This is a genomic window from Tenacibaculum halocynthiae (assembly GCF_964512825.1).
GTDB lineage: Bacteria > Bacteroidota > Bacteroidia > Flavobacteriales > Flavobacteriaceae > Polaribacter > Polaribacter halocynthiae.
On the sequence record NZ_CAZELG010000021.1, the window covers coordinates 22286 to 35106 of the forward strand.

Here is a 12821-nt window from a genome sequence, read left to right on the forward strand (position 1 = left end):
TTTCAATAGTTACACTTTAATTTTACCTTTAACAGTATTTTATGATATCAACTTACTCAATAAACAAACGTTGCCCAATAAAAATAGTATTACTTTTTAAATTATTCATACTTTTAATTTCAGTTACAGACTTTCCGTATTGTTTTGCTATACTATATAATGTATCGCCAGAACCAACAATATGATTCATTTTTTCAACATTAACTTCCGTTGATTTTTCATCAATAGATGAAACTTCTTTTTTTTGTTTTAAATCTTCATAGCCCACCACTATCTCATCACCTATTTCAATCTTATCAAAGTTTTCCAAACTATTTAATTGATATAACTTCCCTAAATTTAGATTATACATTCTTGCAATTGTACTTAATGTTTCTCCTTTTTGAACTATATGAGTTATTGTTGGGTCATATTCAACCTTTATCTTTTTTTGAGGTTTTGTAGCTGGGTTAATTGGTAAAACTTTTGATACATCGCCAGTTATTAAATTCATATAAGCTATTTTACCATTCAATGAAATTTTATCCCACCCTTTTGGCAATTTACTTTCTTGAGCGTACGTATAACTACTAATAAATAGTAGTAAATAAAATATTAAAAAAGTTTTCCTCATTATTCTTCTCTTTAACTCTCATCAAATATACTAATCTTTAAGCTATTACATTATAACAATAAAAACCCCACATAGTATATATACCTATATGGGGTTAATAACAAAATTACGCTTTGCCTTTAATTTGTTTTAATAAATTTACCAATATGTTTTTTATTATTTCTCTTATAAGAATAAAAATACAATCCACTTTTTAAAGAGCTAACATTAAATACTTTTTTACTTGTATTTAAATTTGTTTTCTCTCTAAAAACTACAGCACCATTAATATCAAACACCTCAATTTCAGAATTTATATTAGCCTCTCTCATATTTAAATCAACAATTATTAAATTATTAATTACTGGGTTAGAGAATACTTTTACTTCTTCTTCACTTAAAACTTGCTTAGTTGTTGGTGATTTTCTAAGTTGTTGACCTAAAGAATCAAAATATGCCTTATGGCTTGTAGAAAAAGTAGAATTATTAGCTAAATCCCAATTTATAGACCAAGTCATTAACCCTCTAAATTCAGGATAAGTAGTACTAGTAGTATAAGTTCTATTTGGATACGATGTACCTTTAATTAAATAATCTAATGCTTGTTGAACTATAGCTTCTGATGTATATCCACTTCCTGCTGCTCTTGGTTCAGCTGGTAAACCTATTGCTACTTGATTTGATCTTAAACCTGGAAAATTTAACCCTGTTTGTGCTACCTTAAACCCAGTAATTAACATTTCTGCCATTGCTACATGAAAATCTGCTGTAGCTGGTTGATATATTTTACCATCTCTACCAAACATTGAACCTGTATTATAATGTTGTACATGTATATAATCCATTTGATCACGTAAAGCGTGTATTACAGGCAAGTATGCTCCAAAGATTCCTGAATAATTTCCATATGCACCTTGTACATATGCCGTTTCTGGAGCCATACTTAATGTAAATTTACTTGCTCCTACATTATTTATTACCTCTTTAGTACCTTGAATAAGGTTTACTATTTTTGGTGTTGTAGGGTTTCTAAAATCCGTATCACCTGAATTTAAAGACAGAGAATTTCCTTCTAGATCAATATCTAAACCATCAAAGCCATATGTATTAATAATACTTGTCATTGATGTAACAAATTCATTTTTATCTGTTTCATTATTTAGCTCTACATGAGCATTAGCTCCTCCTATAGAAATTAATACTTTTTGACCTCTACCTTGTAAAATAGCCACGTCATTTTTAAATTCATTTATGTTTCCTCCATAAATACTAAATGGGGAAAATTTCATATCAGATTTACTACCTGTTTTTGGCTCTGCAAACGCTACACAAACAACATCCCAATTAGATGACACATCTCTTAATTTTGGAATTGTTGAGCCATTATCAAAGTTATGCCAATAACCAACTAATATTTTTCCTGATATTGGAGTTTGTGTTCCATCTGATATTACAACAGAAGAAGATGTTGTAGAATTATTTTCATTATCAGTAGCTTTTGCTGTTAATATATATTTACCTGCCTGTGCATTTGCTAACGTATATGAATATGGGCTACTAGTATCTTCCCCTAATTTTGTTGTTCCATTAAAAAATTCAACTTTTGAAATACTTCCATCATCAGTTGCAGAAGCATTAATTGTAATTGAACCACCTACCGTATATACAGCTCCACTTACAGGAGATGTAATACTTACCTCTGGGCTACTTCCTGAACTACAACTTCCTACTTTAGCCCATGCATCTTGCCAATGAGCTCCTGTTCCTGGTGCATAAGCCCAAGCTGCTGCTGATGAACACCAACCAGCTACATTACATTTAAATTTATCTCCTCCATTTTGCACCTCTTGATTTTGATTATATGAAGTTCCAGCTGCATATTGTGTTACTCCATCACAACCAGTTCCTCCAGTATTATCTTTTTCAATCTTAACCTGTACTACTATAGATGTAGTTGAAGCATTTTTATCATCAGTTGCTTTAGCTGTTAATGTATACGTTCCTTCTAAGGCGTTAGTTATGGTATAACTGTAAGGACTTGTTGTATCCTCTCCTAATTTTGTAGTTCCATTAAAAAACACGACTTTATTAACCGTTCCGTCACTATCAGAAGCACTTGCAGTAATTTCAACAGTCGCCCCTTCTTTAAAAGTTGCATTAGTTGATGGTGAAGTTATATTTACAGTTGGAGATACATTATCACCTCCACCAGTTCCAGTACAATCCTTTATCTTCTTCCATGGTTGACCATCACCTGTATGTGTATCTGGAGTTTGATTTTTTGTCCACCATTTCGCTTGATAGTTAACATTCTTATATTTAACATTTTCTCCCCCATTATATGTAATTGTAGCTGACCAATCAGCTATTCCACTACAATTATCTACTGTACCTCCATTTACTTTTACTGTTATTACAGATGAAGTAGCACTTAAATTTTTATCATCAGTTGCTTTTGCAGTTAGTGTATATGTTCCTACTAAGGAATTTACTATATTATAGCTATAAGGACTTGTTACATCCTCTCCTAATTTTGTTGACCCATTAAAAAATTCGACTTTACTAATTGTTCCGTCACTATCAGTGGCATCAACTTTTACCTCAATTGTTTCACCTTCATTAAATATAGCATCATCAGTAGGAGAAGTTATACTAACTATTGGTGGTAAATTCTCACCGGTTCCATTAGCAACAATTGTGACAATTGATGAAGTTGATACAGCATTATCATTATCAGTAGCCTTAGCAGTTAATGTATAATTCCCAGCTACAATGTTTTCTAATGTAAATTCGTAAGGTAAAGTAGTATCTTCTCCTAATTTTGTAGATCCATTAAAAAATTCGACTTTACTAATTGTTCCGTCACTATCAGAAGCATTTGCTTTTATTGTAACAGTATCTCCTTCTGCATAAGTTGCATTATTACTTGGTGAAGTTATACTTACTGAGGGTGAAGTATTTCCTCCTGTTCCACCATTAGCAAAAACTTCATTCATTTTATTTACAAGAGGCGACTTTACATTTGACCAGCGTTTCAATTTGGTTCCAAAAGATGTCGCTGAACCACTTATTTCAAGATCACCATAAACTGTCCAAACAATAGTACCTGCAAGTTCATTATCGTTTATAAATTGAGCCTTTATGCCTATAGATTCTTCATCATCATAACTTAAAAAGAAATTTCCTTTAACCAAATAAGGTACTTTAGCTTCATCATCCCACTTTCTTGTCCATCCACTATTAGGAGACAAAGCTTTTTGCTTTATAAAAAAATAATTAGGAGTACCATCATACACTTCTAACTTCCAATTAGTATAATCAGAAGCTGTTTGTATAGGGCCATCTGGTTGAATTGTTACTGCCTTTTTAACTGTTTTAGCATTTAAATCAGCAGCTCCTTCAGTTACTACTCCCCTACCATAAAATGGAGCACCAAAACAAATTTTATTTTTTGGGACACCATTATCTACTAATTTTTGTAGAGTTGCTTGCCAATTAAAAAAAGAAACTTCTGCATTTGCATATGGATATACTGGTGCATTATGCCCAGCTTTGTTTGACCAACCACCATTCATATCATAGGTCATCATATTAAAGTAATCCATTGAATTAGATAATTTATTCCAATTAAAACCATCTAATTTCCTTGGGTCAGCTGACATGGCAGATGTAATTAATTTATCAGGGCCTATAGCTACTCTAATTTCTTCTACTAAGTTCTCAAAATTAGCAAAATCGGCTTGTGTACCTGTAAAGTTCATACCTGAGTATGGCCCAGGATATTCCCAATCTAAATCAATACCATCAAAACCAGTAGCAATAAGTTTTTTACAATCTTCAATAAATCTTGCTCTCTTTACTGGATCAGCAGCCATTTCTGGAAAATGCTTACACATACTCCATCCTCCAATAGAAGCCATTACTTTTACTCCTTTTTGATGCGCTAATTCAAGTAAACCAGGAGCACCACTTTCCTTGTGTAAAGGTAAAGGTAGTGGCCCACTTAATCCCCAAGTAGGATGCGTCCAAGTAGTTCCTTCCAATTCAACTTGGAACCCTTGAGCTTCTGCTCTTCTTTTTGCATCTGCGTTTATATGCTGTAAAGGATCTATTTCTCCAAATAATATATGCATATCCCAACTACTATAAATATCTTTCATAAAAATATCATTAGGCGCTTGTGTAGCTCCACTTTGATATATCTGCTTATTTCTATGATCACCACTATGTAGTGAACCATCATTAGCAACTCCAAAAAATGAATAATTTAAGATCGTATATTTAGAGTAATCAATATTTAGATGCGTTAAAGCACCTTGTCCAGGAATTCCGGCTGTTGTTGTTTTCCATGCATCCCAATTTGTTATATAACCTATAACTTGTTTTTGATGATTTGACGTTGTTGCTGTTCCACCTGTGTTTACTTGTGAAAACAAGAATGTAGTCATTAGAAGAAAAACTATTGATAGTTTTTCTCGAACGAATGAGAAGGGTTTCATAAAGTTTTTAGTTTTTAAATTAATTTCTTTTTTAAGCTATAGTTTATTGATAGCATCAAAAAAAAAAATCGACAAACAACTCGAAAACAACACTCTATTACACTTTTTTATTCACGAATACTTTTATATATTCTAATTTTTATTGTAAATTTTTTCTAATATTCACCTCTGTAATTTATTAACAATAAACTAAGTAAAATTATCATTAAATTTTGATTATCAATTCTTTATATGTAGTTTTAGGAAAGTTAACTAAATTTAAAAAAAATGACAGATTCAAGCAAACCTAATATTCTTTTTTGGATTATTGGTATTATAGCTCTCTTATGGAACGCTATGGGTGTTAATGCATATATTCAACAAGCCTATAAAACAGATGCTTTTAAAGCCATGTATGAAGAGGAACATTTAGAAATGATACTAAACACTCCTTCATGGGTAATGGCAGCTTTTGCATTAGCTGTTTTTGGAGGTTTATTAGGTTGTATTTTACTCTTATTAAGAAAAAAACTAGCCTTAATTGTATTTTTAATTTCATTAATAGCTATAATTATTCAAATGACTTATAATGTATTTTTAAGTAAAGCTCTTGAAGTTTACGGACCTGGTGTAGTAATAATGCCCATTATGGTAATCGTAGTTGCAGTATTCTTATATTTTTATACTAAAAAAAGTATTGATCGAGGCTGGATATCTTAAATAAAAAATAACTTATAATAAAAAAACAGTAATTAAATTACTGTTTTTTTATTGATAAAAGATGCCATTATAGATTAAATACTAAACAACTATTTACCAAATAAATCATTTTTTATTTTTGGAAGCTCCAACTCATATTTAACCACAACTGTTCTAATTATAATAATCACTGTTGCTGATATAATAAAGTGAATATCTTCATTTATATTAAAGTAACCAAGTATTAAATACACTACACCACCAGCTAAGCAAGCAGATGCATATATTTCCTTTTTAAAAATTAAAGGTACCTTTCTTGTTAAAACATCTCTAATTACACCTCCAAAAACTGCTGAAACCATTCCCATTACTAAAGCTATGAATGGGTGTAAATTATATGATAATCCTTTTTGTAAGCCCAATAAAGTAAAAACGCTTATACCAATTGTATCAAACAAAAACATAGTTTTTCGCAAGGGTGCTATTCTACTTCTAAATAAAAAAGTTATAGCAACAGCTGTTAAAATTGTCCATATATAATTTATATCTCCAATCCAGTTTATAGGGTGCGCATTTATTAGTACATCACGTACCATACCTCCTCCAACTGCAGTTACAAAAGCAATAATAATAACTCCAAAAACATCAAAATCTTTCTTTAATGCAACCAGAGCTCCACTTATAGCAAAAGCAAACGTACCAATGATATCTATTGCATAAATTATATTCATTTTAAATTGTAATTTCAGAAATTCTTATCTGTAACAATCTTTCAACCTCTTTAATACGACTTCTTTCATTTTTAAGAATCAAAGTTAAAGAAACTCCTTTCTTACCAGCTCTTGCTGTTCTTCCACTTCTATGCGTATAATACTCTAGTTTTTCTGGTAATTGATGATGAATAACAAACCCTAAATTTTGTACATCTATACCTCTAGCTGCTACATCAGTTGAAACTAATATTTGTAAATTTTCTTTTTTAAATGCACGCATAACTTTATCACGCTCCTTTTGTTGCATATCTCCTTCTAAAGCTTCTACAGAAAAACCTTCTTCTTTCAATTCTTTTGTTAGTTTTTGAGCACCTGCTTTTGTTCTTGAAAAAATGATTCCTCTTTCTGAGTTTCTTCTTTCTATGAACTTAACAATTAAATTTACTTTTTCAGGAATTGTGGTTTCAACAAACTGATGAGTGATATTAGCATTTACTAATGAGTTTTTATTCACCTCTACTTGTTTTGCTGAGGCATTCATATATTTTTTTATAATACTTCTTATTTCATCTGGCATAGTTGCTGAAAACAACCATGTTTTTCTTGTTCCAGAAGTATATTTTAAAATACGATTCAACTCTTCTTTAAACCCCATACTTAGCATTTCATCAGCTTCATCAAGTACAAGTGTTTTTATATCGTTTAAATCTACCTCTCCTCTTTCTATCAAATCAATTAAACGTCCAGGAGTAGCAATAACAATATGAGTTGTTCTTTGTAAATTTTTTATTTGGCGATCAATTTTTTCACCTCCATAAACAGCTTCTAAAAAAATTTTATCATCAACATATTTCGTAAACTTAAATAATTGTTTTTTTATTTGCTGAACCAACTCTCTAGTTGGTGATAAAATCAAAGCCTGAATAGTATTTTTTGATGCATCAATTTTATGTAAAATAGGTAAGCCATAAGCAGCTGTTTTACCAGTACCAGTTTGAGCCAATCCTATAAAATCTGAATTATTTTCTAATAAATAAGGTATCGCTTCTTCTTGTACTTTTGTTGGAATAGTTATTCCTAACTCTTTTAACCCCTTTACATACTCTTTTCTTATCCCTAACTCTCTAAATGTTGTCATCCTTAATTTATTTATAACTGCAAAGATATTGCTTATTTTTTGCCTAAAAGTAAGTTTGTTATTTCTTTAGTTACCCTTTTAGGTTTTAATTTAATTGCATCAAGTAGGCAAAATGTTGTTTGCGATTTCACTAATAAAGTTTCACCTCTATACATTTCAAAATGACGAATTGACTTTATTCCCTCTGTTTTACCAACCCACGTTTTTACTATAATTTTGTCGCCTAAAACTGCTTGGTTTTTATAATCTATTTCATGTCTTACTACAAACCAAACATAATCTGGTTTAGGAATATCTTTTATTAATATTGACCAATGTTCATTAGATATTTCTTGCATCCACTGAACATATACTACATTATTTACATGATTATATTCATCTATTTCGTTAGAAGACACAACACGTTTATTCTCGTAAAATTTCATGCAGCAAACTTACATGAATGATGTTAATATTTACTTAAATCTTATCTTCATTTTACTACTATAACATAATATTTATGATATTCGAGTACTGAAAACTACATATGAATAAAATTACTAACAAATTTGGCACTGAAAAAATAAGTAAACTTCTTTTAAAACAGGCTATTCCTGCTTCGATAGGGATTTTAGTAATGTCTCTAAATATGATAGTTGATACAATTTTTGTTGGCCGTTGGATTAGTGTTATGGCTATTGCTGCAATTACTGTTGTTTTACCTATTGCATTTCTTATTTCTTCTATTGGAATGGGTATTGGTATTGGCGGTAGCTCTATTATATCGAGAGCTTTAGGCAAAAAAAACACATACAAAGCTTATAAAGTTTTTGGTAATCAGGTAAGCTTAACTGTTGTACTATCCCTTTCTTTTGTTTTTATTGGTACCCTTTATTGTTCTTCAATTTTAGAATTATTTGGTGCAAATGGTAACATTATAGTTCCTGCTACAGAATATTTCCATGTCATTATTTGGGGAATTCCTTTTTTAGCTTTTGCTATGATGGGAAATCCAGTAACAAGAGCTATAGGTAAACCTAATTATGCTATGTTTACTTTAATTTTACCTGCAATAGCAAATATTTTACTAGATATCATTTTTATTAAATTTATGAATTTAGGCATGTACGGTGCTGGTTTAGCTACTTCAATTTCTTATGCTGTAAGCGGACTATTTATTTTATGGTTTTTTCTTTCAAAAAATACCGAATTAAAGATCATTCCAAAGTATTTTATTATTGACTTTTCCATTTTAAAAGAAATTGTTTCTTTAGGTGGTATTACAATAATTAGACAAGGTACTATTAGTGTTCTTGTTATCATTTTAAATTTTACATTATTTAAATATGGGGGTGAAATATCTATAGCTATTTATGGTATAATTAATAGAGTTATGATGTTTTCACTTTTCCCTGTACTTGGGGTTACTCAAGGTTTTTTACCTATTGCAGGTTATAATTATGGCGCTAATGATTCACAAAGAGTTAAAGAATCTATTAAAACATCTATTATATTTGGTACGGGTATCGCTACATTTATTTTTATTTTAATAATGCTATTTCCTTCTCAGCTAGTGGGTATTTTTACAGATGATAAAGAATTATTAAACCAAACTCCAAATGCTTTAATTATTGCCTTTTTAGCAACTCCGGTAATTACTACGCAACTTATAGGGTCTGCTTATTTCCAAGCGGCAGGCAAGGCATTACCTGCATTATTATTAACTTTATTAAAACAAGGGTTTTTCTTAATTCCATTAGTATATGTTTTGCCTAAATTTTATGGTATTAATGGCGTATGGATTTCTTTTCCTATAGCAGATATTTTATCTACTCTAATTACTTATTTTTTCTTGCAAAGAGAAATTCGTTTAAACTTAAAAATTAATAATTAACATTATCTTTTTTTATCATATTAAAAAAACTCGTACATTTGGAACGTTCATTTCAATTAAATGCCAAAAGTAGAAACCTTTAATAAAGAAGTTGTAATAAAACAAGCTACTAAAGTTTTTCATCGGAAAAGCTACAGCTTAACGTCTATGCAAGATCTAGTAGATGCAACTGGCTTAAACCGATCTAGTATTTATAATACTTTTGGTAGCAAGCTAGATTTATATACAGTTTGTTTAAAAAGTTATCAAACTAACTTTAAATGTAGTATAGAAAATATTTTAAAGAATATTAATTCACCTCTTAAAGCAATTGAAGCTATTTTTATATTAAATATTAAGCAAAATAAGAATAATAAAAATATAGGTTGCTTAATTAATAATTGTACTTCAGAAATGGCCAATCAAGAAGTTACAATTCAAAAGTTCTTAGATAATAATCATAAAAGCATGATTAAATTATTTCAAGATTTTATTGAAAAAGGGCAACAAGAAGGTTCTATCAACAAAAATAATACTGCATATGAATATGCTTTATATTTATTAAACTCTATTCAAGGTTTAAGTATTTCTGGAATTTTAATGAACAATTGTAAACAATTAGAAAGTATAGTTAAAACAACCCTTTCTACATTAAAATAATTTTTTTTAACCTAATTTGAAACGAACGTTTCAAATAAAAAAACTAAAAATGAATAAATTACAAAACAAAGTAGCCGTAATAACAGGTGCAAATAGTGGAATTGGATTAGCAACTGCTAAATTATTCTTAAAGAATGGTGCTAAAGTTGTACTAGCAGGTAGAAGAGAAGATGCTTTAAATGAAGCTACAGATGGCTTATCTGGCGACTTTATAACTGTTGTTGCTGACGTATCTAAAGATGAAGATAACATAACACTAATTAAAAAAGCTGTTGAAAAGTATGGAAACATAGATGTATTATATTTAAATGCAGGAGTTGCACCTCTTGCTACAACAACAGACATTACAACAGCACATTATAATGAGGTTTTTGATATAAATGTTAAAGGTCCGATTTTAGCAACTAAAGAAGCTTTACCATATATGAATGATAATGGAAGTATACTATTTACTAACTCTATTGTACATCAAAAAGGCTTTGATGGTTTATCAGTGTACTCAGCTAGTAAGGGAGCCTTAAGAGCCTATGCTAGAGTATTAACATCTGAGGTTAAATCTAGAGGAATTCGTGTAAACTCAATTGCCCCTGGTCCTATTGATACACCTATTTATGGAAAAATGAACTTACCACAAGATGTTGTAGAAGAAATGGGGAAAGGTTTTGCTAGCCAAGTACCTTTAGGCAGATTTGGAACTTCTGAAGAAATTGCTAATACAGCTTTATTTTTGGCTTCAGAAGACGCTTCATATATTAATGGAGTTGAACTAGAAGTGGATGGTGGCTTAAGTCAAATATAATAATAAATAAAAAAGCTGAGATATAATCTCAGCTTTTTTTATAGTATTGACTCTCCATTTAAATTTGTAGTAAGTATATCACTCATTAAATTAAAATAAGGTCTAAGAGTTTTAAAGGAAGCATCTATTTCGTTTAAAAAGTTTTTAGACATGACTTCTTTATCTGTAAACCTTCTAATAGCTATAAAACCTTTCTTTTTAATTAAATCTATTGATTCATGTTCTTTATCAAATCCTTTAGGAGCAGTCTTTAGTTCATCTCCTTCTAATTTCCCTCCAAAATATTTTATAAAGTTTTCTTCAGCAAGTATTTCTCTTATTTCAGAAGCATCTAATTCAAACTCTTTACGGATTCTAAATAAATCTTCTTTTTCTGGTTGCCAAAAGCCCCCTCCTAAAACTGTATCTCCAGGCTTAACTTGTAAAAAGTACCCTCCTCTTAATTCTTTACCTTTTCTTGAATAGGAAACTGCAAAACGAGGATTATAAGGTGTTTTATCTTTTGAAAAACGCACATCTCTATATATTCTATATACTTTTTGCTTTTCAATCTCATCATGTAACTCTAGGTTTTGATTTATCTCAGTAAATAATTCTTTCGCATTATTCAAGGAAAGGTCATACACTTTTTTATTTTCTGCAAACCAATCTCGGTTATTATTATTTTCTAAATCTTGTAAAAATTGAAAAGTTTTTTTTTCGAATTGCATCTAACTAAAATTTGATTTAAATATACAAAAAAACCCTATAGAAAATATTTCAATAGGGTTAATTATATATGTTTAATTTAACTATGTTTTATACATTAAATCTAAAGTTCATGATATCACCATCTTGAACAATGTATTCCTTTCCTTCTACTCCTAACTTTCCAGCTTCTTTAACTTTTTGTTCACCACCTAAAGAAGTATAATCATCATACTTTATAACTTCAGCTCTAATAAAACCTTTTTCAAAATCGGTATGAATTACCCCAGCAGCCTGTGGAGCAGTATCACCTATGTTTATAGTCCAAGCTCTTACTTCTTTAACTCCAACAGTAAAATACGTTTGTAAATTTAATAACTTATATGCAGCTCTAATTAAAACTGAGGCACCAGCTTCTTCAAGACCTATATCAGCCAAAAACATTTGACGCTCTTCGTAATCATCTAATTCAGTAATATCTGCCTCAGTTCCTATTGCTAATACAATAACTTCTGCATTTTCATCTTTTACAGCTTCTCTTACCTTTTCTACATAAGCATTTCCAGAAACAGCTGAACCTTCATCTACGTTACAAACATATAATACAGGCTTAGAGGTTATGAATTGTAATGACTTTACAATCTCTTGATCTTTTTCAGAGAACTCAATAGCTCTAACAGAAACACCTTCTAATAAAGTTTTTTCAACTTTTAGTAAAACCTCTAATTCTATTTGAGCTTCTTTGTTTCCAGTTTTAGCAGTTCTTTTTACACGTTCTAAACGTTTTTGAACAGTTTCTAAATCTTTTAACTGTAATTCTATGTCAATAGTTTCTTTATCTCTTACTGGATCAACAGAAGCATCTACATGAATAATATTATCATTATCAAAACATCTCAATACGTGTATAATAGCATCAGTTTCTCTAATGTTTGCTAAGAATTGATTTCCTAAACCTTCTCCTTTACTTGCTCCTTTAACTAAACCTGCAATATCAACAATCTCTACAGTTGCTGGCATTACCCTTTCAGGATTTACCATACCTTCTAAAACTTGAATTCTTGGGTCTGGTACATTCACCACTCCTATGTTAGGTTCAATAGTACAAAATGGGAAATTTGCACTCTGCGCTTTAGCATTTGACAAACAATTAAACAATGTCGATTTTCCTACGTTTGGTAATCCTACAATTCCAGCTTTCAT

The 12821-nt window shown here is 30.2% G+C and carries 11 protein-coding genes; 4 read left to right on the plus strand and 7 right to left on the minus strand.

Annotated elements, in window-relative coordinates:
• Positions 1-52: 52 nt before the first annotated feature.
• Together ACKTTQ_RS07165 and ACKTTQ_RS07170 are read right to left on the minus strand one after the other, a co-directional pair.
• Positions 53-613: a muramidase family protein gene (locus tag ACKTTQ_RS07165; protein WP_408048782.1), complete on the minus strand. Its 561-nt coding sequence runs from the start codon at positions 611-613 to the stop codon at positions 53-55.
• Positions 614-732: 119 nt separating this feature from the next.
• Positions 733-5040, minus strand: a complete 4308-nt coding sequence (locus ACKTTQ_RS07170; protein WP_408048783.1) for a glycosyl hydrolase family 18 protein — start codon at positions 5038-5040, stop codon at positions 733-735.
• A 318-nt stretch (positions 5041-5358) separates the two neighbouring features.
• Here ACKTTQ_RS07170 and ACKTTQ_RS07175 point away from each other — a divergent pair, with 318 nt between their 5' ends.
• Positions 5359-5790 (plus strand): hypothetical protein, encoded by a 432-nt coding sequence (locus ACKTTQ_RS07175; protein ID WP_408048784.1) that lies wholly within the window; start codon positions 5359-5361, stop codon positions 5788-5790.
• A gap of 89 nt (positions 5791-5879) precedes the next feature.
• On the opposite strand, the gene ACKTTQ_RS07180 is transcribed toward ACKTTQ_RS07175, so the two are convergent.
• From ACKTTQ_RS07180 to ACKTTQ_RS07190, 3 genes are read right to left on the minus strand one after another with little or no spacing between them, the layout of a single operon-like run.
• A complete protein-coding gene (locus ACKTTQ_RS07180) occupies positions 5880-6500 on the minus strand; it encodes a trimeric intracellular cation channel family protein (RefSeq protein WP_093871409.1) in 621 nt (206 codons plus the stop codon).
• A gap of 1 nt (position 6501) precedes the next feature.
• A complete protein-coding gene (locus tag ACKTTQ_RS07185; protein WP_093871410.1) occupies positions 6502-7620 on the minus strand; it encodes a DEAD/DEAH box helicase in 1119 nt (372 codons plus the stop codon).
• 32 nt (positions 7621-7652) lie between these two features.
• Positions 7653-8045 carry an acyl-CoA thioesterase gene (locus tag ACKTTQ_RS07190; RefSeq protein WP_093871411.1) on the minus strand — a complete coding sequence of 131 codons (393 nt, stop codon included), beginning with the start codon at positions 8043-8045 and terminating at the stop codon, positions 7653-7655.
• 101 nt (positions 8046-8146) lie between these two features.
• Between ACKTTQ_RS07190 and ACKTTQ_RS07195 the strand changes: the two genes are divergently transcribed.
• The 3 genes from ACKTTQ_RS07195 to ACKTTQ_RS07205 are packed head-to-tail and all read left to right on the plus strand — an operon-like array spanning position 8147 to position 10931.
• Positions 8147-9493: an MATE family efflux transporter gene (locus ACKTTQ_RS07195; RefSeq protein ID WP_093871412.1), complete on the plus strand. Its 1347-nt coding sequence runs from the start codon at positions 8147-8149 to the stop codon at positions 9491-9493.
• Positions 9494-9553: 60 nt separating this feature from the next.
• A complete protein-coding gene (locus ACKTTQ_RS07200) occupies positions 9554-10132 on the plus strand; it encodes a TetR/AcrR family transcriptional regulator (protein ID WP_408048785.1) in 579 nt (192 codons plus the stop codon).
• A gap of 49 nt (positions 10133-10181) precedes the next feature.
• Positions 10182-10931: an SDR family NAD(P)-dependent oxidoreductase gene (locus tag ACKTTQ_RS07205; RefSeq protein ID WP_299134383.1), complete on the plus strand. Its 750-nt coding sequence runs from the start codon at positions 10182-10184 to the stop codon at positions 10929-10931.
• 38 nt (positions 10932-10969) lie between these two features.
• Here the strand turns inward: ACKTTQ_RS07205 and ACKTTQ_RS07210 are convergent, their stop codons facing one another.
• Together ACKTTQ_RS07210 and ychF are read right to left on the minus strand one after the other, a co-directional pair.
• Positions 10970-11641, minus strand: coding sequence for a DUF2461 domain-containing protein (locus tag ACKTTQ_RS07210; protein WP_408048786.1), 672 nt, complete (start codon positions 11639-11641; stop codon positions 10970-10972).
• An 88-nt stretch (positions 11642-11729) separates the two neighbouring features.
• A complete protein-coding gene (gene ychF, locus ACKTTQ_RS07215; RefSeq protein WP_093871415.1) occupies positions 11730-12821 on the minus strand; it encodes a redox-regulated ATPase YchF in 1092 nt (363 codons plus the stop codon).